Genomic DNA, 26,108 nt, shown 5'->3' with positions numbered 1-26,108 from the left:
TATGGCATCTCTCGAGGAAGCTCAGGGTTTCGATCTAATAGGTGACGTACACGGGTGCGCGCTGACTTTACGGTTACTGCTCGAGCGCCTGGGTTATCGCGACATTGATGAGGGGGCGCGGCACCCGACGCGCCACGCGATTTTTGTCGGCGATATCATTGACCGTGGGCCTCGAATTCCAGAGGCATTGCGTCTGGTTAAGGCGATGGTCGACGCAGGCCATGGCACCCTTTTGATGGGTAATCACGAATACAATGCACTCTGTTACTGCACCGCCGTCAAAAACGTTCACACCAATGAAGTGACTTTTTTGCGTGAGCACAATCCCCGCCACCTGCGCCTGATTGCTGAAACCCTGGATCAGTACCAAGCGTATCCCGATGAGTGGGAGCAGATGCTGGAGTGGTTTCTTACCTTGCCGCTGTTTCTTGAGCTGGAGCAGTTTCGGGTCGTACACGCCTGTTGGGATCCTCGCCTGATTGACGACTATCTCCAGCACTATGGCTGCAACCAGCTTGATGACGCGCGACTTGTCGAATCGGTCGACAAGTCGACATTACCTGGCCGCGTGATGGACCGGTTAACACGGGGGCTCGATATTCGTTTACCCGATGGCCTGCAGGTTACCAGCCGCGACGGTTTTGTACGTCATTTTTTTCGTGCTCACTTCTGGGGCGACAACCCCCAAACCTATAACGATGTAGTGTTTCAGCCAGACCCCTTGCCCGAACCCATTGCCCATCGCCAGATGAGCGAGGAGGAGAAAGCCCGGTTGTTTCATTATGGGGCGGAACAAAAGCCGCTCTTTATCGGTCACTACTGGCGCTCGGGGATTCCCCGTACGCTGACCCCTAACATCGCCTGCCTTGATTACAGCGCGGTCAAATATGGAAAACTGGTGGCCTACCGCATGGATGGAGAGCAGCAGCTTTGTGATAGCAAGTTTGTCTGGGTCGAGGTTGATCCCCAGGAACCGGGGCTCCCTGAGCGTGAGAGTGATGCCGATGATTAGGGCGCTTTGTACCGATGCAGGGAAAGATCTGACCGAATATTCTCGCTGGCTATGGCGGGCGGGTATTGCTCATCGTATCTCCGAAGAGGCGGGTCAGCAGGTGCTATGGCTCGCTGACGAAAGCGCAGTTGATTTTGCGAAAACAGCGCTAGAAGCGTTTGAGCGAGGTGAACTCGAAACCGAGGGAGGGCAGCAACCCACCCTTGATATCGATAGCTCCGGCGTATTTGGGATGCTGATCAAGCACCCTGTTACCATTGCCTTGATCGCGCTAACGGCGGGGGTGGCAATATTGTCACGCTTTGGTGCTGACCCTGCATGGGTGCATTGGCTTAGCTTTAGTGATTTCGAATTAGTGGCCGGTTACCCCTATTTTTTACCGCTCTCACAAAGCCTGGATGCGGGACAGTGGTGGCGATTTTTAACCCCGGTTTTTCTTCATTTTTCGGGCCTGCACCTGGTCTTCAATATGCTTTGGCTGCTTATTTTGGGCGGGCGAATCGAGCAGTATCGGGGAGGCCTGTTTCTGCTGCTGCTTGTGGTGGTGATCGGCATTACATCCAACCTAACCCAGTATCTATTTTCAATAGATCACCCGTTGTTCGGCGGGTTTTCCGGAGTGGTTTATGGCCTGCTCGGATTTTGCTGGATCTACAGCTACTATCTTCCTTCGGCGGGGTTGGCGCAGCCACGTGCAGTGATCGGCTTTATGGTGGGATGGTTACTAGTCTGTTTTACCGGAATACTTGAAGTGGTAGGCTTCGGCGCTATAGCAAACGCGGCCCATACCGCAGGCCTGGTAAGTGGGTGCGTGTTAGGCGGGATATACGGTTACTCCCGCCGCCAACAGAGAATGAGAGAGGAGTCCTGATGAGTGCGGATGGCATGACGTTTGAGCAGTTGCTGGGGAGCATCACCCCTGAAGTTTACCAAAACCTGCGTCGCGCAGTAGAGCTGGGGAAATGGCCCAACGGACGAAAACTAACCTCCGAGCAGCGGCTGCAGTGTATGCAGGCGATGATCGCCTGGGAGAAGTCGAACCTGCCTGAAGAGCAGCACTCAGGCTATATGGAGCAGCAGTGCAAATCCCTGGAGAAGCAGATTAAAGAGCTTGAACCTCAACCCCTGAATTTCACCCGGCACTGAGCAGTGAGTTATCAATTTGAAGGCACGCTGACCAAAATGGAGAGCGAGCACGGCTCTCCTGTGTCCTATCGTTTGCTTTTGGGGGACCAGCGGCTCGATATTAACTCAATGATCGGCCGTCATCTGCGCTTGGAGTATCTGCAGCAGGTGATTTGCCAGGGATGCGGGCGTCCCAGTAAAAAAAGTTTTGGTCAGGGTTATTGCTACCCCTGTTTTCGTGACCTGCCCCAATGCGACAGCTGTATGATGAAACCTGAAACCTGTCACTTCGACGCTGGCACCTGCCGCGATGAAGGCTGGGCACAGGAGGTCTGCATGCACGATCATATCGTGTATCTGGCGAACTCATCGTCGCTTAAAGTGGGCATTACCCGCATATCCCAGGTGCCTGTGCGCTGGATAGATCAGGGGGCAACCCAGGCGTTGCCCATATTCAGGGTATCGAATCGGCGTCTATCCGGTCTGGTTGAGGTGATTTTCAAGCAACATGTCAGCGACCGCACCAGTTGGCAGGCGATGCTCAAAGGCGCGCCCCAACCGCTTAACCTGCGCGAAGAAGCCCAAAGATTATTCAGCCTTTGCGGGGAGTCGCTAGCCGAACTGGAGCGGGAACAGGGTATTCAGCGCATGGTACGCCTCGATGGTGCAGAGCCATTCGAATTCCAATACCCGGTTAGCCGTCATCCACTCAAAGTTAAAGCCTTTAATCTCGATAAGGACCCCTCAGTTAGTGGTGTGCTTGAAGGGGTCAAGGGGCAGTACTTGCTGTTTGATACCGGCGTGCTCAATGTCCGTAAATATTCCGGCTACAAGGTCGGCCTCAGTGTGGAACAGGATTAAACCCGAATGAAAGATGCCCAGCCCAAAACCATCTACCTAAAGGATTATCGAGAGCCTGCGTACTGGATCGACCGTACCGAGCTGGAGATCACCTTGGACGAAGACAGCAGTACCGTAGAGGCGACGTTGCATGTTCGCCTCAATGAAGCTCAATACAGCGCGGACAAGCCACTGCCCGCGTTGGAATTGCAGGGTGTTGACCTCAAGCTGGAGGCGGTTTGGATCGATGGTGAAACCGCCGCTGAAGCCCGTTATCAGTGCCTGCAAGATGGTCTCAGGGTAACTGCGCCAGCGCCTTTGTTTGAGCTTCGCACCCGCTGCACAATAGAGCCCCAAAACAACACTTCATTGGAAGGACTTTACAAATCCAACGGAATGTTCTGCACCCAGTGTGAGGCAGAGGGGTTTCGTAAAATCACCTACTACCTTGATCGCCCCGACGTAATGTCGGTGTTCAGTTGTCGTATTAACGCGGATAAGGAGCGGTATCCGATCTTGCTCAGTAACGGCAACGAAACGGGCCGTGGTGACCTCGATAGTGGGCGTCATTGGGTGCAGTGGCACGACCCCTTTCCCAAGCCCGCGTACCTATTTGCCCTGGTTGGCGGCGATCTCCAGCATGTGAGTGATCAGTTTGTGACCCGCAGTGGTCGCGCCGTTACCCTGCAACTCTTTACCGAACCCCGCAATATTGGAAAGTGCGATCATGCTATTGACTCTCTCAAGCGTGCCATGCGCTGGGATGAAGAGGTTTATGGGCGTGAATACGACCTTGATATTTTTATGATCGTCGCTGTTGATCATTTCAATATGGGGGCGATGGAAAACAAGGGCCTCAATATTTTTAACTCATCGTGCGTGTTGGCAAGCCCCGATACGGCAACAGACAGCAGTTTTCAACGCATTGAGGCGATCGTTGCCCATGAGTATTTTCATAACTGGTCGGGTAACCGGGTCACCTGCCGCGATTGGTTTCAGCTGAGCCTAAAGGAGGGCTTTACTGTCTTTCGCGATGCCGAGTTTTCTGCGGACATGAATTCACGCTCGGTCAAGCGGATCGAGGATGTCAGTCTGCTCAGAACCGCACAGTTCGCGGAGGATGCAGGACCCATGGCCCATCCGGTCCGACCGGAAGCCTATATGGAAATTTCGAACTTCTATACCCTGACTGTCTATGAAAAGGGAGCGGAAGTCGTGCGGATGATTCACCATCTGCTCGGGGCGGATGCGTTTCGCAAGGGCAGTGATCTCTATTTCGAGCGCCACGATGGTCAGGCCGCAACGGTTGAGGAGTTCGTCAGTGCGATGGAGGAGGCCAGTGGTGTCGACCTGGGCCAGTTTCGTCGCTGGTATGAGCAAGCGGGTACACCCAGGGTTGAGGTCACTGACCGTTACGACCCAGAGGCAAACAGCTATACCCTCAGTTTTACTCAAAGCTGTCCTTCAACCCCGGGGCAGAAGGAGAAGCAGCCACTTCATATACCGATAGCCGTTGGCCTACTGGACGACTCTGGCGCCAACGTGTTGCCTGAAACAACGCGCTTGTTGAATCTGACGCAGACACAGCAGAACTTCACCTTTGAAGGCGTCACAGCGCGTCCGGTCCCCTCACTGCTGCGGGGTTTCTCTGCCCCGGTAAAACTTAGCTATGAGTACAGCGATGCCCAGTTGGCGTTTTTGATGGCTAATGACAGCGATGGTTTCAATCGTTGGGATGCGTGCCAGCAATTGTGCGTGCGCGTGTTGCAACGCATGGCGAAGCACTATCTTAGCGGCACGCCAATGGAGGTCGACAGGATCTTGACCGCAGCGTTTAGCCAGCTTCTTAATGCCCCGGTGACGGATCATGCGGCGCTGGAATCGATGTTGGTGTTGCCGGCGGAAGCCTATCTGGCGGAGATCTCTGATGTGGTTGAAGTAGAAGCCAATCATGCTGCCCGTGAAGCTCTGGCAAACCATCTATCGGCGGCCTTTGAGCCCGAGTTTGAGCGACTTTATCAACTGAGCCAGTTGGAAGGGGAGTACCAACCCAGTGCGTCTCATATGGGTTGTAGAAGCTTAAAGAATGCCGCTCTCGCTTATCTGGCCCGGGCCTCGGATCGTGGTATTGAACTGGCCGAACAGCAGTATCACCTGGCCAACAATATGACCGACCGCTTTCGAGCATTGGCCGTTTTAGTGCACAGTGAGCGTGAAGCGGCGGAGGCGCGCTCCGCAAACAGCCTGAACGAATTCTATAATAAATTTAAAAATGATCCGCAAGTCATTGAATTATGGCTATCTGTTCAGGCATCCTGCCAGCGGAAGGGTGCACTTGCGCGGGTGAAAGCCCTGATCCAGCACGACGCCTTTGATAGCGGGAATCCCAATAAATTGCGCTCCTTAATCGGGGTCTTTTGTTCGCAAAACACTACCGGATTTCACGGTGGGGAGGGTGAGGGGTACCGTTTCCTCGCAGATCAGGTTATCGAACTCGATAAGCGTAACCCGCAGATTGCGGCACGTTTAATCATACCGTTGACTCGCTGGCGCAAATATCCAGTGGCACGCCAGCAGAAGATGCTTGAGCAGCTGCAGCGAATTTTTGCCCAGACCCTCTCAGCGGATCTCTACGAGGTGGTCAGTAAAAGTTTGCAATAGGCCCGCTACAGGCTAATCGCTTGATTCGTTCCAAACAGGGTCAAGCGATACCGTTTGCTACCGTTAATGCGAGTAAAAACTCCGCAGCTGGCATTGTAAAAAGTCCCGTGGGTTACCCGCAGATCTGTGGCCTGGGCGGGTAAGCGGTTGAATTCCAGCGTGCTTTCACCCCGCAGGTAGAGACTCAGCAAGGGTGTTTTGCCGTTATAAAACTGCAGCATAGCGTCCTCGCTTTTTTCATTGACGATACCCAAGGATGCCTCGCCGGGTATGCCTTTAAGGATTTCACCATCAAAAGGGCGGGGCTGTGGGTACTTATTACACTGCTCCTTGCGAGCAATCGTTGCATCGCCAAAACCCATTTCTGCTTCCCTCACATACCCGCTGTGCATGCCGCTGGACACTTTGAGCCAGACCGAATCTGCAACTGATTCGACCCTGACCTGATGGTATACGGGTATTCGGGTAAGCACGCGACTCTCCACTGCTGCCTCCTGGTGAAGATCCACAAGCCCAAGACTGTAATGTTGTCCCAAACGCTCCTCCCCATAGAGGGGGCGGTGAAATGGGGAGATAGTCACCGGCTCGCCCGCCCCAATGGGTGCGGGTACTGTGGCGGCCCGAAGCAACCAGTGGGGATTGAGCAGCAGAACCACAGCGATCGCAGGTAACAGGATCATTAATGCGTGGTAAAACAGAAAGTTTGGCGCGGAGCCTTGAACGCTGGCGGCTCTGGTGCTCGGATTTCCCAGTCGCTTCAACAGACGCTCAATTCGATCGACGAGGGAGGCGTTCTGAGTCAGGTTTCGAGCTTGGTCCAGCAGGGCAAGTGCGCTGGTGTTGTGATTGGTTTGTAGTTCGTGGCTGGCAAGTCGGTACAGCAGTATGGCGTTGCTTTCACTTTCCAGCTTGCCACCACGGGCATTGTTAATGAGTGCGCCCGGCGTACGCAGGAGTCCGCCCAGGGACCACCATCCGAATACCAGGTTGTGTAAATTTGCTGCCAGGGTCGCGCGTAACCCGCAGGAGCGGCAGAGATCGCTGCGGTGGCAGTTGCTGACGGTGGTTATTATCATCCCTGTTACCTTGGTAACCTCTCGACAGCGCAGCGAACTGTCCGTAACCCCGCAGCCTTGGCACTTGGGGGCTTTTAGGGAACGGGGGGCGCCTGTTGTGCCCGGGCTCGGTGCTTGCCCGTTAACGGGGTTACCCCCGTTGCTCTCTTCGCGGTAGGCTTTTTGTAGTCGACTGCGGTTAAGGCGGGGGTCTGCCGCTGGAGGCTCGGCCGTGGGGGGAGTTTCCGTTGACCGCGGCGATGGTTCCCCAACCCGTACCGTTGCGGGATTTAGCCCGGGCTCAGGTGGTAGTAGCCCTGCGCGATTGAGATGGTCGTTGATTCGCTTATAGGCATCCTGTAGGCGTTTAAACTGTTCTGTGGTGTCCCGGTCGGGGTTCTTATCAGGGTGAAGGAGTCGAGCGCGCCTTTTGTACGCCTGGCGCAGCTCTTCCGGTGATGCGCCAGGGGCCAGCCCAAATAGCTTGTAAAGGCCTTCTGTGTGTCGCTCCATGGCCAGCTTGACTCTCAGGTGTGTCGAATGGAATTAATAGCGATTAGCTTAATCTGAAAGAGTATAGCGGTAGACTAAAGCGCGGTCAGCTACGGCCGATAACCCTGCTTAGTGTAACCCCTCATCTGGTAATCATCATGAACCTGTCCCAATTTACAAACGCCGCGCTTTTTAATGCCCCCTCATTGCGTGAACGCCATCCCGGGAACCTGACGTTCCCACTCCAGCCCGGCGGCAACGCCGGCGATCAAAGCGGGAAGCAGGGAATGGAAACCCTTAACGGTGCCCTGCGCAAGCATCTGCAGCGGGTGCCAGCCAGCGAACCGGTGGTTTTTGATAACCCTTACTCGCCTGACAAGGTGGCGGACAAATTGACAAACCACATCCGCAGCCACATGGAGCGCGAGCGTACTGCAGGTGCTAGTGATGATCGTTTACAGGAACTCTACGATATTGGCGTGCAGGCAGTGGCGGACGGATTTGCTGAGGCCCAGGAAATATTACAGCAAATGGGGGTTCTACAAGGGCAGATCGCTACCGATATCGATACTACCTTCGACCTGTTTACCCAGCAGGCCGAGGCCATGCGCAATGAAATGATCGCGCCGGTCCCTACGCAGCCTCAAATAAGCCCTGAGGCCGTACAAACCTATTTTTCTGCAGAGGCCATTCAGGTATCCCGTAGCTTCGAGTTTGAATTGACCACCGCCGAGGGTGATCGTGTAACGATCAATGCCGCCGGGGCTGCTGGCTATGGGCAGGGATCCTATCAGGGCATCGAGTCGGGGGAGGGGGAGAGTCAGTCTGTTTCAGCTTTTGCCAGCGCCGCCTACCAACGAGGATCTTTCGCTTTCGAGGTGCAGGGGGATCTAAATGAGGAGGAGCTGAAAGCCATTGATGCCCTGCTGTCCCAAGTTAATGATCTGAGCGATTCCTTTTTTAATGGAAACCTCGACGAAGCGTTTAGCAAGGCGCTTTCCCTGGGATTCGACAGTCGTCAGATCAATAGCTTTGAGCTGGACCTCAGTCAAACCAAGACCTATACCGCGATCGAGCAGTATCAGTCACAGATGGGTGATTCGGCAGATAAGGGCGCGGGTATTCGGGAGCTGGCCGAGTACGCAAACGATCTACAACAGGCATTGAAAGAGGCGAGTCGTTTCGAAGCACCCCGAGAGCTGTTGCAGCAACTTTTGGATTTCGAGGACCGGCTAAGGGCAACTCCCGAATTACTACAGCAGCAGCTGGCCGGGCATCGAGAGCTTAACGACTGGCTACTTGAGTCGATCTAAAGCCACGATGACTTATTTTCAGTAGTTTGGACGCGCCGAAAACAGCATAAATCAGGTAAACTGGGCCCACTTTCTAACCGGTCCGTAGCCTGATGTTGACGCTTGTATTGTACACCACCAGTGGATGCCACCTGTGCGAGCAGGCGCTGGAGCTACTACGCCCGACGATTGAGGTGAACAATCTACAGCTATTGCTGGTTGATATCGCCGACAGCGATGAGATGATCGAGCGTTACGGTATCCGTATCCCGGTTATCAAGCTTGAGGGGGCTCAGGGAGAGTTGGGATGGCCCTTTGATGAAATGCAGGCTGTTGAATTTCTTAACCGCTCCTTAGGAGAACTGGACAATGCTTGATCTGGTTCTGGGAGGGGTGCGCAGTGGCAAGAGCCAGTTTGCTGAAAAACGCCTGCAACTCTGCAAAGAACCCCGAGGCTATCTTGCTACGGCCTCAAACTCATTTCATAGGGACGACCCTGAGTTTTCGCAGCGTATCGCGATGCATCGACAGCGGCGTCCAAGCGATTGGTTAGTGCTCGAAGAACCCCTTCAACTGGCGACTGCCATTACCCAATGCAATGCCAACTCCCTACTGGTTGACTGCGTGGGCGTGTGGCTTACCAACCTGTTACTCACAAACGATCGTCACCTGCTCGAACGGGAGATCCTCTCATTTATGGAGGTGTGTTCCGCTACCGAAAAAGAGCTTGTCGTTGTCTCCAGTGAGGTGGGGTTTGGGGTGCTTCCTGCCGGGGAGTTGAGCAGGGATTTTGTCGATCAGTTGGGGCTTCTAAACCAACGCCTGGCCGAGAGAGCTGACAGCGTGTGGCTGAGCATCGCGGGAATCGTTCAGCAAATCAAATAGGACTAAGGAAAAAGGGAAAAGTAATGCAGGATTTTTGGTTTCGTAAGTCGATAACACCCCCCAATGATATCCACTTTAAAGATGCCGGTGATCGGCAGGCCCAGTTAACCAAGCCGGCAGGGTCCCTGGGTGCCCTGGAGAGGATTGCCTGCCGCCTGGCTGCGATGCAGGAACGAGAGAAACCCTCGGTGGATTCGGTTTCTATCCGCTTGTTCGCAGCTGATCACGGAATTGCTCGCAAGGGAGTTTCCGCGTTCCCCCAGGAGGTTACCGTGCAGATGGTAGCGAATTTCTGTCAGGGTGGGGCCGCTATCAGTGTGCTTGCTAGTGAGATCGGTGCCGATCTTGAGGTTGTTGATATGGGGACCTGCTCCTCCCCTTTGAGTATCCCGGGTGTTATCGATCGCACCGTATCCGCAGGAACATTGAGCTTCGATCAACACAGGGCGATGACCGAACCCCAACTGCTGCAAGCGTTGGCAGCAGGTGCAGAACAGGTGGACAGCATAGGCAAGGCTGGCTGTGAGCTATTTATTGCAGGCGAGATGGGGATCGGCAATACCAGCTCGGCGACCGCAATTTCCGCCTCTCTTCTCGATCGAACTCCAGCCGATCTGGTAGGACCCGGCACCGGAATCGACGCCGAACACCTTGCCCGCAAAACGGAGATTATCGAAACGGCGTTGGCCTTTCATCGTGCACAGGGTGCCGATCTCAAGGATGCATTTGAGGTCTTGCAATGTGTGGGAGGGTTCGAGATTGCGGCCATGGCCGGTGCTTACATGCGCTGCGCGCAGCTTGGGGTACCGATCCTTGTAGACGGCTTTATCAGTACGGCGGCGTTCCTATGCGCTGAGCGTCTGGCGCCCGGAACCGCTCACTGGGCGTTTGCAGGCCATGTGTCTGCTGAGCCCGGACACCGGGTAGTGCTCGAGGCGCTGGAGCTGGAACCCCTGCTACAGTTGCAGATGCGCCTGGGGGAGGGCAGCGGTGCGGCAGTGGCAACCCCATTGATTAGAAACGCGTGCGCGCTGCACAACAATATGGCGACCTTTGCCGAGGCTGCGGTTAGTAATGCCGGCTGAGTGTTCTGTCACGACGATTGATCTGTTACGCCACGGTCATTGCAGCTGGCCCCCCGGTTTTTATGGTATCAGTGACAACCCCCTAAGCGAGTGCGGGTGGGAGCAGATGGAAACAACCCTTTCAGCGGTTGCGCCAGGTTATGATCTGGCGCTGACCTCTCCTCTCTCGCGCTGCTCAGGATTTGCCGAACATTGGGCTGCCGTCCATGGTGTTGAGTGCCAGCAAACCGAGCTTTTAGTCGAAGGGAGTCTTGGGGTTTGGGAGGGACGGTCGGTGACGGATGTAGAGAACGAGGACCCTCAGGGGTTGGCGCGCTTCTGGGCCGAGCCTTTGCGATACCCGCCGAAGGGCGCTGAAACCCTTGAGGCGTTGCAACTGCGCATGACAAGGTTCGTGGCCAGTATTCTGGAGTCTCATCGAGGCAGTAACATATTGATGGTGACCCACAGTGGGCTTATTCGGGCGTACCTTATGGCTCTGCTGGGTTGCGAATCCAGCGCATGGCGCACAATAATGATTGCCCATGGAAGCCTGTGCCGGATCAAAATCTACCACCAAGAGGGGAAGGATGATTGGTTCCAGGTTGAACGCTATGGGGTCACCGGATATTAACGATGCTTGATTCACTAAAGTTGGCGCTTCAGTTTCTAACCCGTATTCCAATAAACGGCATAGACAGGGTGAGTGAAAGGGCCGTTGGCCGTGCGTTGCTCTGGTACCCGGTGGTGGGTCTACTTTACGGGGTCGTGCTGGTATCGATAGCTGTTCTATTGGATCACCTGCTACCTATGAGCGTTTCAGTCACCGAAAGCTTTGTTGTGAGTGCGCTGGTGCTGCTGATTTGGGCAATGCTCAGTGGGGCGCTTCATCTCGATGGTCTTGGAGACAGCGCGGACGCCTGGCTGGGTGGTGGGGACCGGGAGCGTACCATTGCAATTATGAAGGACACCCATGCCGGGACCGGAGCGCTGGTAGCCGTCGCGCTGGTCTTGCTGCTGAAGTTAACCGCATTGCAGCACCTGCTCTTAAACCAGCAATATGTAGCGTTGCTTATCGCTCCACTTTGGGCACGGACCAGTATGCTGTTGTTGTTTGCTACAACCCCTTATGTGCGCCCCACTGGGTTGGGTGGGTGTTTTTCGAGCCATTGCCGGGGTGGAGAGTTATGGGGCATCAGCCTCATCGTCCTGGTCGGGTGTCTTGGGCTGTTTGGACTACAGGCAGGTTTGCTGCTGATCGCCGTTACTGTGGTGTTCTGGGCGTGCCGGCGCCTGATGCTAATAAGGATCGGTGGCACAACCGGCGATACCGCCGGGGCACTCATTGAAGTTATCGAGACGACGGTACTGGTGGCTGCGGTATTTGCTCCGCAAATTGGTTGATCTCGACCAGTAGTGCATCAATATCCAGCTGTGTCTCTAGCAGGTCGGCCAGCCGTTCCAGTTGCTGCTCCCGGATCTGGTTGATATCGAGCCCCTGAACAGATTCCCCCGTAACCCACTGGAATAGCCGTTCGATGGCTTGGGGGTGATCAAATAGACCATGCAGGTAACAGCCTGCTATCTGCTCGTCATCGGAGACTGCGCCGGTATCCCGTCCCTGGGAACTGTCCAGCATCGGCTTGATTGCGCTTGTCTTTTTTGTGATACCCGAGTGGATCTCATATCCATCCAGTTGCACGGGTTCGCCTGCGAGTAATAATTGCGCACTCGTCCGGCTGAGCTGTTTGGTGCGCGCGAGCTCGGTGGCGAGGGGAAGATAGCCGAGACCGTCGCTGCTCCCTGCGGTACCTTCTATCCCCAGTACATCCCCTATGGTGTTGCCTAACATCTGGTAGCCCCCGCATATACCGAGCAACCTGCCACCGTATCGTAAGTGACGGTCGATAACCGATGGCCAGCCATTTTCACGCAACCACGCGAGATCCCCGCGCACGCTTTTGCTGCCGGGCAGTATAATAAGGTCGGCAGGGGGGGGCACCTCTCCCTGATGCACGAAGCAGAGATCGATCCCAGGGTGCTGTCGCAGGGGATCGAAATCCGTATGGTTACTGATCCGGGGAAGGCGAGGTATAACCACTCGCATGGGGTGATCGCTATCAACCGTTTGAACCGGATTCACCGCATCCTCCGCATCGAGGTGGAGTCCGTGAAGGTAGGGCAGGGTCGCGTAAACAGGCTTCGCGGTACGCTGTTGCAGCCACTCAATGCCCGGTTTTAGAAGTTCGTAATCGCCCCGAAAGCGATTGATGATGTAACCCAGCGTACGCTGACGTTCACTTTCACTCAGGAGTTCCTGGGTTCCGACTATGTGGGCGAATACTCCCCCAGGATCGATGTCTGCAATGATGATGACCGGGCAGTCGACCGCCTCGGCAAACCCCATATTTGCGATATCACCATCGCGTAAATTGATCTCTGCAGGACTTCCCGCGCCCTCGATCAAGACTACCTCATACTGTTGAACCAGCCGCTGGTAAGATTCCAGTACCGCTTTCATGGCGACCGGCTTATAACGATGGTAGTCTCCGGCATTGAGTTCAGCCGCGACTTTGCCCTGTACGATAATTTGCGATCCGCAATCGCTGTTGGGCTTGATCAGCACCGGATTCATATCCGTATGGGGCGACAACTTGCAGGCCTGGGCCTGAAGTGCCTGAGCCCTGCCGATCTCTCCGCCGTCATCGGTAACTGCGCTGTTTAACGCCATGTTTTGCGGCTTAAAGGGCGCGACCCCCAAACCCCGGCGAGCCAACACACGGCACAAACCGGCAACCAACGTACTCTTTCCTGCGTTGGAGGTCGTGCCCTGTATCATCAGGCTAATGGCTGGCATAGGTATAGAAATCCTGAGAGTTGGAAGGCGCATTATGCCCGCCCAGGGGGTTTGATAACACTCCGTTGTCTCAGGCATTATATGGGGCTCTTGGGCAGGAAGTTGTTGGCTGGCGTTAACGTCGCCGTTTTCATCCGCTGCTCACAAAACCTCTACCACAACGGAACCTGAGTAGACCTTGGATACAGACAAGAATTTCGATCCACTTAAACGTGGTCAGCTGATGCGCAGAGCTTCCCTCGCCTCTGTGATTACCGCTTTTACCCTTATATTGGCAAAACTGGTGGCCTGGTTATTTACCGGGAGTGTCAGCGTTCTGGCGTCCCTGGTGGACTCTATGTTGGATGCCATGGCATCACTGGTTAATCTTTTCGCTGTACGCTACTCCCTCAAACCCGCCGACGACGATCATCAGTTTGGGCACGGTAAGGCCGAGTCCCTGGCCGCACTGGTACAAACCGCCTTTATTTGTGGCTCGGCTATATTCCTTATCTTTCATGCCATTGATGATCTGCGTAGCCGAAGCGAGCTGAATAATGAGCAGATTGGTATATGGGTAATTCTGTTCTCCATAGTCCTCACCGGCGCACTTGTTTTATACCAGGGCTATGTCGTGCGACACACCGGTTCTGTCACCATCAAAGCCGACGCGTTGCACTACCGAATGGACCTGCTGACCAATGCGTCGGTGTTGGTGGCGCTGGTTCTCTCCTATCTGGGCTATAAATCGATGGATGCCTGGGTGGCCATCGGCATAGCGGTTTATATGCTCTATGGGGTTAGGGAGATCGTGATGGAGAGTTTTGATCTTCTTATGGACCGCCAGTTACCATCGGAACAGCTTGTAGAGATCGAGAGCCTGGCGTTGAGTGTGGCTGGCGTACAGGGGCTGCATGACCTGCGCACACGGCGCAGTGGGACGACCCCGATTATTCAGATTGATATTGAGATGGATGGCTCGTTGACGTTGCACCAAGCCCACGATATCGCAGAGGCGGTCATGGTGCTTATCATGGATCGCTTTCCCGGGGCCGATGTCACGATTCACCAGGATCCGGTATAGCTTTGTTATTGCGGTACTCGCCTGGCGTTACGCTGCACCATTGCTTGAAACTGCGGTGAAACGAGCGGGGCTCGCTAAAGCCCAACCGTAGGGCGATTTCGGTAACCGGCAGGGTTGTTTCTAACAGAAAGTGTTCGGCGGTTTCCTGTCGTAATTGATCCAGAATCTGTTGATAGCTGTTATTTTCCTGCCGCAGTTTGCGCTGCATCGTCCTGGGTGTCATTGCCAGCTGTGCTGCGATCGAATCTTTGCGGGGTATACCATTGCGTATCTGTTGTTTTAGGGCGTAGCGCACTCTTAACGCGAGTTTTTGCTCGCCGTCGAGTTCACTGATCAGTGCCTTAGCGTGCTCTTCGAGGGTCAGTAGCAGCTGCCGGTCTGGCTGGCGAAGGGGGAGGTGGAGATGTGCATTTTTAAGAAATAGCGCGTTATGGGTTTGATCGAAATGGACCGGACAGCCAAAGGTGTTTCTATATTCCTGTTCCTGCTCTTCGGAAGGGGCAGGGCGTTGTAAGGTAACTTTTAAAGGCGAGCCTTTCCCGTCCGTTATCCAGCGACCGTAAGCGAGCCATGAGGCGAGACAGTTGTCCACCATCTGGCTGACCACCTCGGGGTCATCATAGTGGCATTGCCAATGGAGGACGCTGTGATCCTTGTAATATTCGACGCTGGAGGTACCCATGTCGCCTATCAATTTTTCATAGGGGACTATTCGGCGGATTGCAGCCCCCAGGGTCTCACAGTTCATGCTAATGTATCCCAATACGCTGTAGGAACCGGGTTGAACATGACGCGCACAGTGGAGGCCAAACAGCGGATCATCTGAATGCTTAAGCAGGGCTTTGATTAGCTGCTGAAACTGCTCCCCAGTGATACGCTGACTACTGTCGGCTAACTTGCTTTGGGGGAGTTCAACAGACTCAAGGACCGCAGCCGTGTCGATACTGCAAGTTTCGGCGTGGAGCAAGTATTGCTGCACAGCTGCGATCGATACCTTGCCTAACCTACTCATTAAACCTCCCTTGCGTTGACCCTATTGGAGAGATTGATGTCCCAATCCGCCACTGACCCAGAAAATAGCAGCAGACTAGTATAGGGCGGCACTCGCAATAGTAAACAAACCCTTATGGAGTAATGTGTGAGCGAAACACGTCGATGGAATGGATGGGGTCACCCCGATACCGATTACCCCCTGCCAGGGGAAGCGCTGGCGTTTTTGAATCAACATATTGGGCAGGCAAAGGCACTGCCCGGGGTCACCCTCGAGGAGGTGGTCAAACAGGTCCCGGCCAGCCGTGTCGAAGGGCATCCGTTGCTGGACACCTCTCCCGAACAGCGGGTGCGGCACGCTCGGGGACAAAGCCTGCCCGACTGGATAGCGATGAAATGCGGTAGTTATGGCTGTTTTCCTGACGCAGTGGCCTTTCCAGAAAACCGTCAGCAGGTGGTCGAGTTAATGGTGCTGGCCCGATCAAAGCGATATACCCTCATCCCCTACGGTGGCGGCACCAGTGTTGCCGGACACATCAATCCTCGTGATGATGGGTTACCCATCGTAACCGTGGATATGGGGCGTATGAATCGGCTTATTGCGATCGATAAACAGAGCCAGATTGCCACCTTTGGCGCCGGTGTGGCGGGTCCTGCGCTGGAGTCACAGTTGCGCGGCCAGAACTTCACCCTGGGCCATTACCCACAGTCCTTTGAACTCTCAACCCTGGGAGGCTGGGTCGCCAGCCGTTCCAGTGGGCAACAGTCATTGCACTATGGGCGTATCGAGCAACTCTTTGCGGGAGGCAAACTGGAATCCTTTGATGGCTGCCTCGAGATAGCACCCATTCCTGCCTCCGCTGCGGGCATGGATCTCCGCGAGCTGGTTATGGGGTCGGAAGGTCGTATAGGTATCCTGTCGGAGATCGATGTGCGTATTAGTCCCTTGCCAGAGAAAGAGGGTTTCTATGTGGCCTTCCTTCCTGACTGGGAGCAGGGCGTAGCCGTGGTTAAACAGGCGGCGCAACAGCGTATCGGTTTATCGATGCTGCGTCTGAGTAATCCACTGGAGACCTATACCCAGTTACGCCTCGCCGGCCATGCCAAAGCGATCTCCCTGCTGGAAGGTTATCTGCGCCTGCGGGGTAATCGGGTCGGCGAAGGAGGCAAGGAGGGAGCGACCATGCTGACCTTTGGGATTACCGGTAGCAAGCCGCAACACCGCAGCGCCCACCGTCAAATCCGTTCCCTCATACGTCGGGCGGAAGGTGTTTATGTGGGCTCGATACTGGGTAAACGTTGGCGTCATGGTCGGTTCCGGTTTCCCTATCTGCGTGAATCCCTGTGGCACCACGGGTATATGGTGGACACCCTTGAAACCTGCACGCCCTGGAGCAACGTCTCCCCGCTGATGGAGGCCATTGAAAAGACCCTCTCGGCAGCGCTGGAACAGGATAAGGAGTCGGTACATGTGTTTTCCCACCTGTCTCATGTGTACCCGCAGGGATCCAGTATCTATACCACCTATCTGTTCAGGGCTGGACCGGACCCGCAGGCTACGCTGGAACGGTGGCAAACGCTAAAGGCGAAAGCCTCTCGGGTCGTGGTGGAACTTGGGGGAACCATCAGCCATCAGCACGGAGTGGGTAAAGATCACGCCCCCTACCTTAAGATAGAAAAAGGCGAATATGCGATGGAGAGGATGGGGCAGATCTGTGGCCTGTTTGACGAGAAGCAGCAGCTAAACCCCGGTACACTGCTGAATGATTAAGCACCCTTATAGACACAGGAGCGAGCATGGACGCCGCAGCACAACGTAAACAGCTGATAAAGCAAACCCTGGTACAGCAAACCCAGTGGGATTTGGTCGTTATTGGTGGCGGAATTACCGGTGCGGGGATTCTATTACGCGCGGCCCAGCGTGGGTTAAAGGTGCTATTGGTGGAGCAGAAAGACTTTGCCTGGGGTACCTCGAGTCGCTCCTCCAAAATGGTGCACGGTGGTTTGCGTTACCTGGCCAAGGGTGACTTTGCCCTTACCCGGGAATCAGTGCGGGAGAGAGAGCTGTTGGCCAACCAATTGCCCGGGTTGGTCGAGCCGATGAGTTATATCTATGCTCACTACCGTGGGCGTTGGGTTGAGAGATTCGGGCTGCGCCTTATCCTTAAGCTGTATGACTATTTCGCCGGTCGAGTGACCCATCGCGGGCTGGATGCGGAGGAGACCCGGGAGATGTTGCCTGGTATACGTTGCCAGGGCCTCGTCGCAGGAACACGATTCGAGGATGCCGTCACCGATGATGCCCGGCTGGTTCTGCGTACCCTCGATGAAGCTCACCAACTGGGCGCCGTTGCGATCAACTACCTCCAGGTCTCTGACTTGATCTATAAGGATGACGCTGTTATTGGCGTGAAGCTGGAAGATGTGGTCGAGAATCAGGTCTTTTCTGTCAATGCATCCTGCACGGTCAATGCCTGTGGTGCCTGGGTCGACAAGTTATGGGGAAAGCTCGGTGGCAAGGAGGGCGATAAGCAACAGCGAATTCGTCCGCTGCGGGGGAGTCACATCGTTATACCCGGGCACCGCCTTCCCATTGGTAGCGCGCTGGCTCTGCCGCACCCGGTCGATGGTCGGAATGTATTTATCTTCCCATGGGAGCAGACCACGGTAATAGGAACGACGGATCTGGATCATGACCAGCCAATGGATCAGGACCCGTCGATCAATCGCGTTGAACTGGATTATCTGCTGCAGTGCCTGGACTATCAGTTCCCGGACCTTAATCTGCAGGCAGATGAGATTCTCTCTACCTGGTCCGGCGTGCGACCGGTAATCAGTGAAAAGGAGGGGGTGTCACCTTCCGATGAGAAGCGGGAGCACGCAGTATGGAGTGAGCCCGGGCTGGTTTCGGTTGGGGGCGGCAAACTAACGACGTTCCGTGCGATTGCCGACCAGGTGCTGGATCGCATAGCCGCACAAGGCTTATTGCCGGGCCTGCAAACGGATCAGGTGCCGATGTTTGAGTCTGGACTGGTGATGGCCTGTCCGCGAGAGTTGGGCGCAGGAGCCTGGCGCCGATTGGTAGGACGCTATGGTCGCCGGTTGTCCGAATGGTGGCCGCTCAATGCTAACTCGCAGCGCGTAGGCAGTACACCAACGCTGTGGTGTGAACTTTATTGGGCGGCAAGCGCGCAACAGGTGGTGCATCTCGATGACCTGCTGTTGAGGAGAACCCGAATCGGTGTGCAGTTGCCCCACGGCGCCCGTGACTGGCTGCCCCAGATCAAAGAGCTATGCCTGCCAATTCTGGGGTGGGATGAAGAGGTCTGGGAGCAAGAGCAGAGTCGATACCTCAATATCATTGAGCGCTATTATGGAGTGCCGGAGCCTTTAGATGGTTGACCCTGATTTGATTCTTGCGCTGGACAATGGCACCCAAAGCGTTCGTGCGTTGCTGTTTGACGCGCAGGGAGTGCTTGTTGCCAAGGCCAAGCTGGAACTGGAGGCTTATGTTTCCAGAGCGCCGGGCTGGGCGGAACAGGAGGCCGATTATTTTTGGGAGAAACTCGGCAAGGTTTGTCAGCAGCTTTGGGCTACCTCGGGGGTTGATGCATCCCGAGTGGTTGCCGTGAGCTTGACGACACAACGGGGCACCGTGATCAATCTGGATGCTGGCGGAAAGGCTTTACGTCCGGCGATTCTTTGGCTTGACCAGCGTCGCGCCGAGACAACCGCTCCGATACCTCAACCCTGGAAGAGCGTTTTTTGGTTAGCCAGACAGCAGGATAAAGTAGATTTTTTCCGCTCCAAGGCGCAGGCAAACTGGATTGCTCAGCGGGAGCCTGAGATCTATGAACGTACCCATAAAGTTGTGCTGCTGTCGGGCTTTTTGACCCACCGTCTTACCGGCTGCTATCGGGATTCGGTCGGCGCCATTGTTGGATATCTACCCTTCGATTATCGAAAGCAGCAGTGGGCGAGCCGCCATCACTGGGCTTGGGCGTGCAGTGGTGTCAAACCCGGGCAGTTACCCGAATTGGTTAAGCCGGGGGAACGTCTGGGCACGATAACCGTCGCGGCCAGCGCTGTGACCGGTATTCCCGCCGGTATACCCTTGATTGCGGCGGCCTCCGACAAAGCCTGTGAAGTGCTCGGCTCAGGTGGCTTAAAGCCCTATGTTGGCTGCCTTAGCTTTGGTACCACGGCCACTATCAATACCAATAGTTACCGTTATGTTGAACCGCTACGATTTATTCCGCCTTATGCGGCGGCAGTACCCGATGCGTACAATACCGAGGTGATGATCTACCGGGGTTTCTGGATGGTGAGCTGGTTTAAACACCAGTTTGGGTTGCGCGAGTCTCTGCGCGCTAAAGAGTTGGGTATTACCGCCGAAGAGCTGTTCGACGAACTGGTCAATAAGGTTCCTGCGGGCTCGATGGGATTGATGTTACAGCCTTACTGGTCACCCGGACTCAACGATCGCGATATGAAAGGGGCGGTTATCGGTTTTGGTGATCTCCACACCCGAGCCCATATTTACCGAGCCATACTGGAGGGGCTTGCCTATGGCCTGCGCGAGGGCAAAGAGCAGATAGAGAGGCGCAGTGGGCGTAAGATTACTCGTTTGAGTGTGTCCGGGGGGGGCTCTCAAAGCGATGCGGCCATGCAGATCACCGCTGATATTTTTGGTCTCCCGGTGGAACGCCCCCACACTTATGAAACCTCTGGCTTGGGGGCAGCGATCGATGCCGCGGTCGGCATCGGAATGCACCCGAGCTTTCCCGCCGCGGTTGCGGCGATGACGCGAACCGGAAAAGTTTTTACCCCCGACCCTGAAGTGCATAGGTTATACGAGCAGCTCTATCAGCGCGTCTATCGACAGATGTACAGACGCCTGAAACCCCTTTATCAGGAGATTCGAGCGATCACCGGCTACCCTGAGTGATGCGCACCGTCGAGTTCGTTACTTATACGCTGAGCCATCTGTAAACCGTGTAGATAGCTGTCTCGCATGGCGTCAGGAGTAACACCTATTTTGGAGAGAGCTTGCCAATCAATTTGTTGCCACTGTGCACGTTCAAATTGAATTGATGCCTTGAGCAGCGTGCCCATCGGCCCGTCTAGATGCAATACCGCCCGCTTGAGTTCATTGGTCAACGACAGGCCCTCGATCAGTGACGGCAGCAGTCGATCCATAAACGCGTCCATCAACGACAGTACACCGGCCAGAAAGAGCTGGCCAGGGTGGAGGGAGGCGAACCGGGCAAGGTGTTCGAGCATATTGGCGCGGGTGAGGGCGATGACCACTAATGCATCCGGTTTGGAGCAAGCTGCGGAAACCGAGATCATGGAAACAAGCTTTTTGACCTGTTGTATGCCCAGCATGGAAACCGCGCGCTCTATGGAGTCGATCTCTCGTCCCCGTCGGTAGATGGGTGAGTTGACCAGCTTAACGAGCTTAAGGGTTAGAATGGGGTCTTGGTCGATCACGGCGCCCAGTTGGGCGAAAGTGATCGATTCATCCTGCAACATCTCCAGAAGCTTGAGCACAGCCAGCTGACTGGAGCTTATGTCTTTTCCGTTGCTCTTTTCCGGTTTACAGAGAAACTCACCCTGAAACAGTTCAAAGCCTGCCTTGCCACAAAACTCGAAGGCCTGATAAGTATCGACATTCCTTGCCATAAGCGCCACGGGAAGCTCATTAAAGTGCTCCGAAATCGATACTACTGAGTTTGATGGTTGATGCAGTACGTCCACGGCGACGATGTCGGTGTAGGGGATTAGCGGTTGCTGATCGGACGACAAGTCAAAACTATCGAGGGCAATACGTACCCCCTTTTTGCGAAAATCCTGAAGTGCAGTAACCAGCGGGGCGCTTGCCTTGGTACTTGGGGTTATCATTATGATGTTACTTTGGGTAGCAAGGCCGGGCAGAGGAAGCACAAGGTCGTGTGAAAGCGAGAGCATCGCAGGATAGGTTCCTACGAGGTCTTCGATGCAGAGGTCGTTTACGATGTGCGAGGGTGGCGTTTCCGCTTCAGGCAATAGACCCGTGCTCGCGTCCGCACTGTCGTCTAGTTGAAGCTCGAAGCACTTTATTTGGCGGTCCACATCAAAAACCGGTTGCCGCGCCAGTAATCTTCCCGGTGGAGTATCCAAACCCCTTCTCCCTTAATACACCGTAGCGTTTAATTCTACGCAGCGTGTTGGCAGTGCGTCACCCTTTGACTGTGTAAAAGGCTTGAGAGAGATCAATGGTGATGTGACTTTTACCTTAAGGGGCGTGGGAGTGTGCGCCAATCGTGGCCTTGTGCTTGGCTCGTTAAGCTAACGATTACAGGGTGCCTGCAGGCCTGTAATCGCCGCTCTGTTTACCCCCCCCCCACACTCGACCTGTCCATTCTAAGAGCGACCTCCGAAGGCTGCCTGTATTACCGGGCCGTATGCGAAGGTGCAGCGATCCCCTCCGCGGCTTTGCTCGTCACTGTTCTGCCCGCCACTGGCCGAACCCCAGCCCTAGTCAGCAGCGGGGAGGGGCGTGGTGTGTCCTTTGCTTAGTAGCGTGTACAGTGTTGGCACCACATACAGGGTGAAACAGGTACCGATGGTCATGCCGGTTGCCAATACCAAACCGATATCAAAACGGCTGACCGCTCCGGCTCCGGTGGCGAGTATTAGGGGAACCACGCCAAGCACCATCGAGAAGGTTGTCATTAATACCGCGCGTAAGCGGATGGAGGCGGCTTCCTCCACCGCTTCCCTGGGAGATATACCTTTTTCCTGTTGCAACTTATTGGCAAATTCGACGATTAAGATCCCGTGTTTACTGATCAATCCAATCAACGTCACTAACCCGACCTGGGTATAGATGTTGAACGTGGCGAAATCCAGCGCGAGGGGAATCATCGCACCACAAATTGAGAGGGGAACCGTCACCAGAATAACCAGCGGGTCCCGAAAACTCTCGAATTGCGCCGCGAGCACCAGAAATATGACCGCAAGGGATACCAAGAAGGTATAAAAGAGTTTGTTGCCCTCTTCTACATATTGTCGAGATAGACCTGAATAATCTTTGGAGAATCCCTGGGGAAATAGCTCACCAGATTTCTGGTTTAGAAAGTCGAGAGCATCACCAATGGTAACTCCTGGCGCCATTACACCCTGTATCAGGGAGGAGTTGAGCTGTTGGAATTGGTTTAGCTGTCCGGGACGGGTGGTGGATTCGATACGAATCAGCGTGGACAGGGGGATTTTGTCCCCACTGTCGGTATTCACGTAATAGTGCTGCAGCCAATCCCGGTTGTTACGCATCTCCCGTTCTGCCTGGGGAATCACCTTATAGCTACGGCCTTCGAGGAAGAAACGGTTGATGCGAGACTCTCCCAGCAGGAGGGAGAAGGCGTCGCCGATATCCTGCATATTGATGCCTAGCTGGGCAGCTTTGTCCCGGTCGATTAACACCTTGGTTTCGGGCTTGTCGAAGCGGAGTTCGTTGGAGACGAACATAAACAATCCGCTTTCACGAGCCGCCTGGGTTATGCGCTCGGATACCTGGTAGAGGGTTTCATAGTCGGCGGTCGTATTGACCACGAACTGGACCGGTAACCCGCCGCCGGCGCCAGGAAGAGAGGGCATATTAAACGAGAAGATCTGAAGCCCTGGAATCTTCGCCAGCTCTTTTTGCACCTGGGGCTGCAGGTTCATCTGGGTCCGTTGTCGTTGGTCCCAGGGTTTAAGGGCCATGCCCGCAATTGAGTTTTGAACCGAGCCTGAGCCATTAATCAGAAAGCTGTGAGAAAACTCCGGAAACTCCTTGAAGATCGACTCGTAGCCCTGGGTGTAATGATTCAAGTAGTCCAGATTGGCGTACTTGGGGGCGTTAGCCGATATAAAGACGATCCCTTGATCCTCGGTAGGCGCCAGTTCACTCTTGGTGAACAGGTAGAGAAAGGGGATGCTGGCCAGGATGGTCACCGTCATGAGCAGGGTAACGGGTCGGTAGTTCAATACCGAGTGCAATTGGCGGTGGTAACCCTGACGCAAACGGTCGAATATACGGTCAACCCGGTGAGCAAAACCGCTATCATTGCTTTCATGGCGAAGCAGCTTGGCACACATCATCGGCGATAAGGTCAGTGCGATGATCCCCGATATAAGCACCGCGCCGGCGAGAGTAAAGGCAAACTCGGTAAACAATTTACCCGTTAACCCTCCCATAAATCCGATCGGCGCGTAGACGGCGGCGAGGGTGATTGTCATTGAAATAACCGGCAGGGCGATCTCCCTTGCTCCTTTCAATGCAGATTCGTAGGGGGAGAGCCCCTCCTCAAGGTGGCGATGTATGTTCTCTACGACGACGATCGCGTCGTCAACCACCAAGCCTACCGCCAGCACCATTGCGAGCAGGGTTAACAGGTTGATGCTGTAACCCATCACCAGCATAAAAAAGAGGACACCCACTATCGATAAGGGGATGGTAATAACCGGGATGATAACTGAGCGAAACGACCCCAGAAAAAGGAATACGACGAAGATTACGATCAGGCTGGCCTCTAGCAGTGTCTTTACCACTTCGTCGATAGATGCCTGGATAAATTCGGTAGCGTCGTAAACTATTTCACCCTGTAATCCGGCGGGTAGCTGGGTGGTGACCTCTGGGAAGCGTTCGCGCACCAGATCAATAACATCAAGGGGGTTGGCACTCGGGGTGCTGCTGATACCGATATAGACCGAACTAATGCCATTGAATGCCACGTAGCTGTCAAAATTCTCGGCGTTCAACTCGACCCGTGCTATGTCGCGCATCCGGACCAGCGTATCTCCCTGGCTCTTGATTACGATATTGGAGAAACTCTCCGGGTCCTTGAGGTCGGTAAGGGCATTAACCGCGGTCGCTACATAGGCACCCTGTGTTTCACCCGCCGCGGTCAAAAAGTTATTTTCCCGGATAGCGTCTTTAACTTCCTTGGGCGTTACGTCATAAGCAGCCATTCGGGTAGGGTTGAGCCATAGCCGCATGGCAAACGTTTTTGCACCCAGTAACTGCGCTTCCGCCACCCCGTCAATGGTAGACAGTTTGGGTTGGACAACTCGAACCAGGTAGTCGGTTACCTGCTCATTACTCATCTCATCGCTAAAGAAGCTGATGTACATGAGGGCCGAACCACGGGCTGAGGCTTTGCTGATAACGGGCTTTTCTGCTTCGCTGGGCAGCTCGTTTTGCACGGCGGCAACCTTGGCCTGAATCTCTGTCAATGCACTGTTAGCGCTATAGCCAAGCTTGATGTATGCACTGACAGTTGATCCGCTTTGCTGACTGCTGGAGGTGACGTAGTCGATCCCTTCAGCGCTGGCGATGGCTTGCTGTATCGGGGTGGTAATGAAACCCTGGATAATATCCGCATTAGCGCCGGGGTAGGCTGTTGTTATGGTGATAATCGAGTTTTCCAACTCGGGGTATTGGCGGATACTCAGGTTCTGGAAGGCTTGGATGCCGAGTAGCAAAATAAACAGGCTAACCACCGAGGCGAGTACGGGGCGTTTGATGAAGAGGTCTGTGAATTTCATTGAACTACAGATCCTTTGCAACTGAATCTGCGATAACAACCGTCGTGCCGTTGTTTAGTTTGAGTTGGCCAGAGGTGACGACTCGCTCGTTGACCTCAACCCCCTCCAGAATCTCAATGCGGTCCTGCTGAATTCGTCCTGTTTTAACCGGGTGCCTCAGAACACTCAGTGTTCCCTCCTCATCCGCCGTAATTTTAAAAACAGTATCGCCATAGAGTGAGTAGGTAATGGCTGTTTCCGGCAATGTCGTCACCGGCTGGGGGGCACCGGTAAGGACGCGGATGTCGGCGAACATGCCGGGCGTCAACAGTCGCTCAGGGTTTTCAACCACGGCGCGTACCAGGATATTCCGTGTTTTGCTATTAATACGGGCATCAAGGGCCTGGATTTCGCCGACAAACCGGGTGTCGGGATGGGCCTCAACTCGAAATTCAATCTGCTGGCCCTGACGCAGCAACGGAACGTTTTGTTCCGGTAAATTGAAATCGACGTAAAGCCGATCGGAGGCCTGTAGGGTAACAATGTCCATCCCGGATGGGAGGAACTGCCCGACCTCAATATTGCGAATGCCTAGCGCGCCGGAAAAGGGAGCTCTTATACTCTTTTGTTCGATGATGGCTTGGGTTTGCTGTACCTGAGCTTGAGCCTGATCCAGCTCAGCTTTGGCTTGATCGTATCGGGTTTGGGATATAGCTTTGCGGGCGATCAGGGTTTTATCGCGATTGAAGTTGAGTTCGGCCAAATTGAGCTGTGCCTTGAAGCTTCTAAGGTTGGCCTGTTCAACGCTGTCGTCAAGCTGCAAGAGGAGATCACCTTTGCGCACGCTTTGCCCGGAGCGAAAGAGGATTTTCGATACGATACCACTCTGTTCGCTAGCAACCTCTACCCCATGCAGGGAGAGTAAAGTACCCACAGATGATAGATAGGGGATCCATTGTTCCTGGGTTGCCAGATCGCCGGATACGGTAACCGGGGCCGGCTTAAAATTGCCCAGATACTCCTCAATTTTTTGCTGTTTGAAGAGCTCGAAGCCAAAAATCCCCCCAAACACGAGGACGAGGGCGAGCACCATAATGACAAAGCGAGGTAACATGAATCGATCCTTTGAAGGGGAGCTAAGGCAAAGACAGGATAATCGCGCCAGTGTAGCTGAAAATGGTTCGGTAAATAACTAGGTAGAAACCGAACTGGTGCCATAATCC

Annotated in this window: 21 protein-coding genes and 1 pseudogene; 15 read left to right on the top strand and 7 right to left on the bottom strand. The window is 54.6% G+C overall.

Annotation, left to right across the window (positions count from 1 at the left end):
* The first annotated feature begins 1 nt into the window (after position 1).
* From ACP3PW_RS16785 to pepN, 5 genes are read left to right on the top strand one after another with little or no spacing between them, the layout of a single operon-like run.
* Positions 2 to 1,012, top strand: coding sequence for a metallophosphoesterase (locus ACP3PW_RS16785; protein WP_426417889.1), 1,011 nt, complete (start codon positions 2 to 4; stop codon positions 1,010 to 1,012).
* Positions 999 to 1,883 carry a rhomboid family intramembrane serine protease gene (locus tag ACP3PW_RS16780; protein WP_426417888.1) on the top strand — a complete coding sequence of 295 codons (885 nt, stop codon included), beginning with the start codon at positions 999 to 1,001 and terminating at the stop codon, positions 1,881 to 1,883. Before ACP3PW_RS16785 ends, ACP3PW_RS16780 begins: the two co-directional genes overlap by 14 nt.
* Positions 1,883 to 2,158, top strand: coding sequence for a YeaC family protein (locus ACP3PW_RS16775; protein ID WP_426417887.1), 276 nt, complete (start codon positions 1,883 to 1,885; stop codon positions 2,156 to 2,158). The genes ACP3PW_RS16780 and ACP3PW_RS16775 overlap by 1 nt, the downstream gene beginning before the upstream one ends.
* A gap of 3 nt (positions 2,159 to 2,161) precedes the next feature.
* Complete coding sequence (locus ACP3PW_RS16770) at positions 2,162 to 2,998, top strand: DUF2797 domain-containing protein (RefSeq protein ID WP_426417886.1); 837 nt, start codon at positions 2,162 to 2,164, stop codon at positions 2,996 to 2,998.
* Between the two features lie 6 nt (positions 2,999 to 3,004).
* On the top strand, positions 3,005 to 5,638 hold the full coding sequence (pepN, locus tag ACP3PW_RS16765) for an aminopeptidase N (RefSeq protein ID WP_426417885.1): 2,634 nt from the start codon (positions 3,005 to 3,007) through the stop codon (positions 5,636 to 5,638).
* 5 nt (positions 5,639 to 5,643) lie between these two features.
* On the opposite strand, the gene ACP3PW_RS16760 is transcribed toward pepN, so the two are convergent.
* On the bottom strand, positions 5,644 to 6,714 hold the full coding sequence (locus ACP3PW_RS16760; protein ID WP_426417897.1) for a hypothetical protein: 1,071 nt from the start codon (positions 6,712 to 6,714) through the stop codon (positions 5,644 to 5,646).
* Between the two features lie 309 nt (positions 6,715 to 7,023).
* A pseudogene (locus ACP3PW_RS16755) lies at positions 7,024 to 7,206 on the bottom strand (J domain-containing protein); the annotation flags it as partial.
* 137 nt (positions 7,207 to 7,343) lie between these two features.
* Here ACP3PW_RS16755 and ACP3PW_RS16750 point away from each other — a divergent pair.
* The 6 genes from ACP3PW_RS16750 to cobS all read left to right on the top strand — a co-directional run bounded on the left by ACP3PW_RS16750 (position 7,344) and on the right by cobS (position 11,830).
* Positions 7,344 to 8,498 (top strand): DUF5610 domain-containing protein, encoded by a 1,155-nt coding sequence (locus ACP3PW_RS16750; protein ID WP_426417884.1) that lies wholly within the window; start codon positions 7,344 to 7,346, stop codon positions 8,496 to 8,498.
* 92 nt (positions 8,499 to 8,590) lie between these two features.
* Positions 8,591 to 8,854 (top strand): glutaredoxin family protein, encoded by a 264-nt coding sequence (locus tag ACP3PW_RS16745; RefSeq protein ID WP_426417883.1) that lies wholly within the window; start codon positions 8,591 to 8,593, stop codon positions 8,852 to 8,854.
* Entirely contained in the window at positions 8,847 to 9,362 is a 516-nt protein-coding gene (gene cobU / locus ACP3PW_RS16740; RefSeq protein WP_426417882.1) for a bifunctional adenosylcobinamide kinase/adenosylcobinamide-phosphate guanylyltransferase, read from the top strand. Before ACP3PW_RS16745 ends, cobU begins: the two co-directional genes overlap by 8 nt.
* A 23-nt stretch (positions 9,363 to 9,385) precedes the next feature.
* Complete coding sequence (cobT, locus tag ACP3PW_RS16735; protein ID WP_426417881.1) at positions 9,386 to 10,447, top strand: nicotinate-nucleotide--dimethylbenzimidazole phosphoribosyltransferase; 1,062 nt, start codon at positions 9,386 to 9,388, stop codon at positions 10,445 to 10,447.
* On the top strand, positions 10,437 to 11,060 hold the full coding sequence (locus ACP3PW_RS16730) for a histidine phosphatase family protein (protein WP_426417880.1): 624 nt from the start codon (positions 10,437 to 10,439) through the stop codon (positions 11,058 to 11,060). Before cobT ends, ACP3PW_RS16730 begins: the two co-directional genes overlap by 11 nt.
* A 2-nt stretch (positions 11,061 to 11,062) precedes the next feature.
* Positions 11,063 to 11,830: an adenosylcobinamide-GDP ribazoletransferase gene (gene cobS, locus ACP3PW_RS16725; RefSeq protein WP_426417879.1), complete on the top strand. Its 768-nt coding sequence runs from the start codon at positions 11,063 to 11,065 to the stop codon at positions 11,828 to 11,830.
* Here cobS and ACP3PW_RS16720 read toward each other — a convergent pair.
* Positions 11,778 to 13,283 (bottom strand): cobyric acid synthase, encoded by a 1,506-nt coding sequence (locus ACP3PW_RS16720; RefSeq protein ID WP_426417878.1) that lies wholly within the window; start codon positions 13,281 to 13,283, stop codon positions 11,778 to 11,780. The genes cobS and ACP3PW_RS16720 overlap by 53 nt on opposite strands.
* Before the next feature lie 178 nt (positions 13,284 to 13,461).
* Here ACP3PW_RS16720 and ACP3PW_RS16715 point away from each other — a divergent pair, with 178 nt between their 5' ends.
* Complete coding sequence (locus ACP3PW_RS16715; protein ID WP_426417877.1) at positions 13,462 to 14,346, top strand: cation diffusion facilitator family transporter; 885 nt, start codon at positions 13,462 to 13,464, stop codon at positions 14,344 to 14,346.
* On the opposite strand, the gene ACP3PW_RS16710 is transcribed toward ACP3PW_RS16715, so the two are convergent.
* Entirely contained in the window at positions 14,321 to 15,358 is a 1,038-nt protein-coding gene (locus tag ACP3PW_RS16710; RefSeq protein WP_426417876.1) for an AraC family transcriptional regulator, read from the bottom strand. The genes ACP3PW_RS16715 and ACP3PW_RS16710 overlap by 26 nt on opposite strands.
* A 126-nt stretch (positions 15,359 to 15,484) precedes the next feature.
* On the opposite strand from ACP3PW_RS16710, the gene ACP3PW_RS16705 reads away from it, so the two are divergent.
* The 3 genes from ACP3PW_RS16705 to ACP3PW_RS16695 are packed head-to-tail and all read left to right on the top strand — an operon-like array spanning position 15,485 to position 20,284.
* Positions 15,485 to 17,107: an FAD-binding oxidoreductase gene (locus ACP3PW_RS16705; protein WP_426417875.1), complete on the top strand. Its 1,623-nt coding sequence runs from the start codon at positions 15,485 to 15,487 to the stop codon at positions 17,105 to 17,107.
* Between the two features lie 26 nt (positions 17,108 to 17,133).
* Positions 17,134 to 18,738, top strand: coding sequence for a glycerol-3-phosphate dehydrogenase/oxidase (locus ACP3PW_RS16700; RefSeq protein WP_426417874.1), 1,605 nt, complete (start codon positions 17,134 to 17,136; stop codon positions 18,736 to 18,738).
* Positions 18,731 to 20,284 carry an FGGY-family carbohydrate kinase gene (locus ACP3PW_RS16695; RefSeq protein ID WP_426417873.1) on the top strand — a complete coding sequence of 518 codons (1,554 nt, stop codon included), beginning with the start codon at positions 18,731 to 18,733 and terminating at the stop codon, positions 20,282 to 20,284. The genes ACP3PW_RS16700 and ACP3PW_RS16695 overlap by 8 nt, the downstream gene beginning before the upstream one ends.
* On the opposite strand, the gene ACP3PW_RS16690 is transcribed toward ACP3PW_RS16695, so the two are convergent.
* From ACP3PW_RS16690 to ACP3PW_RS16680, 3 genes are all read right to left on the bottom strand, one after another.
* Positions 20,272 to 21,498 (bottom strand): EAL and HDOD domain-containing protein, encoded by a 1,227-nt coding sequence (locus tag ACP3PW_RS16690; protein WP_426417872.1) that lies wholly within the window; start codon positions 21,496 to 21,498, stop codon positions 20,272 to 20,274. The genes ACP3PW_RS16695 and ACP3PW_RS16690 overlap by 13 nt on opposite strands.
* 357 nt (positions 21,499 to 21,855) lie before the next feature.
* Entirely contained in the window at positions 21,856 to 24,906 is a 3,051-nt protein-coding gene (locus tag ACP3PW_RS16685; protein ID WP_426417871.1) for a MexW/MexI family multidrug efflux RND transporter permease subunit, read from the bottom strand.
* A gap of 4 nt (positions 24,907 to 24,910) precedes the next feature.
* The gene (locus ACP3PW_RS16680) at positions 24,911 to 25,999 is read right to left on the bottom strand and encodes an efflux RND transporter periplasmic adaptor subunit (protein WP_426417870.1); all 1,089 of its coding nucleotides are present in this window, start codon (positions 25,997 to 25,999) and stop codon (positions 24,911 to 24,913) included.
* Between the last annotated feature and the right edge of the window lie 109 nt (positions 26,000 to 26,108).

It is taken from the genome of Aestuariirhabdus sp. LZHN29, assembly GCF_049985285.1.
GTDB lineage: Bacteria > Pseudomonadota > Gammaproteobacteria > Pseudomonadales > Aestuariirhabdaceae > Aestuariirhabdus.
Note: the sequence above shows the minus strand (reverse complement) of the source record. Positions and strands in the feature narration are given on the sequence as shown.

Coding starts and splice junctions, on each gene's coding strand:
- ACP3PW_RS16785 (WP_426417889.1), top strand. CDS start 2: ATGGCATCTCTCGAGGAAGCTCAGGGTTTCGATCTAATAGGTGACGTA.
- ACP3PW_RS16780 (WP_426417888.1), top strand. CDS start 999: ATGCCGATGATTAGGGCGCTTTGTACCGATGCAGGGAAAGATCTGACC.
- ACP3PW_RS16775 (WP_426417887.1), top strand. CDS start 1,883: ATGAGTGCGGATGGCATGACGTTTGAGCAGTTGCTGGGGAGCATCACC.
- pepN (WP_426417885.1), top strand. CDS start 3,005: ATGAAAGATGCCCAGCCCAAAACCATCTACCTAAAGGATTATCGAGAG.
- ACP3PW_RS16760 (WP_426417897.1), bottom strand. CDS start 6,714: ATGATAATAACCACCGTCAGCAACTGCCACCGCAGCGATCTCTGCCGC.
- ACP3PW_RS16750 (WP_426417884.1), top strand. CDS start 7,344: ATGAACCTGTCCCAATTTACAAACGCCGCGCTTTTTAATGCCCCCTCA.
- ACP3PW_RS16745 (WP_426417883.1), top strand. CDS start 8,591: ATGTTGACGCTTGTATTGTACACCACCAGTGGATGCCACCTGTGCGAG.
- cobU (WP_426417882.1), top strand. CDS start 8,847: ATGCTTGATCTGGTTCTGGGAGGGGTGCGCAGTGGCAAGAGCCAGTTT.
- cobT (WP_426417881.1), top strand. CDS start 9,386: ATGCAGGATTTTTGGTTTCGTAAGTCGATAACACCCCCCAATGATATC.
- ACP3PW_RS16730 (WP_426417880.1), top strand. CDS start 10,437: ATGCCGGCTGAGTGTTCTGTCACGACGATTGATCTGTTACGCCACGGT.
- cobS (WP_426417879.1), top strand. CDS start 11,063: ATGCTTGATTCACTAAAGTTGGCGCTTCAGTTTCTAACCCGTATTCCA.
- ACP3PW_RS16720 (WP_426417878.1), bottom strand. CDS start 13,283: ATGCCAGCCATTAGCCTGATGATACAGGGCACGACCTCCAACGCAGGA.
- ACP3PW_RS16710 (WP_426417876.1), bottom strand. CDS start 15,358: ATGAGTAGGTTAGGCAAGGTATCGATCGCAGCTGTGCAGCAATACTTG.
- ACP3PW_RS16700 (WP_426417874.1), top strand. CDS start 17,134: ATGGACGCCGCAGCACAACGTAAACAGCTGATAAAGCAAACCCTGGTA.
- ACP3PW_RS16695 (WP_426417873.1), top strand. CDS start 18,731: ATGGTTGACCCTGATTTGATTCTTGCGCTGGACAATGGCACCCAAAGC.
- ACP3PW_RS16685 (WP_426417871.1), bottom strand. CDS start 24,906: ATGAAATTCACAGACCTCTTCATCAAACGCCCCGTACTCGCCTCGGTG.
- ACP3PW_RS16680 (WP_426417870.1), bottom strand. CDS start 25,999: ATGTTACCTCGCTTTGTCATTATGGTGCTCGCCCTCGTCCTCGTGTTT.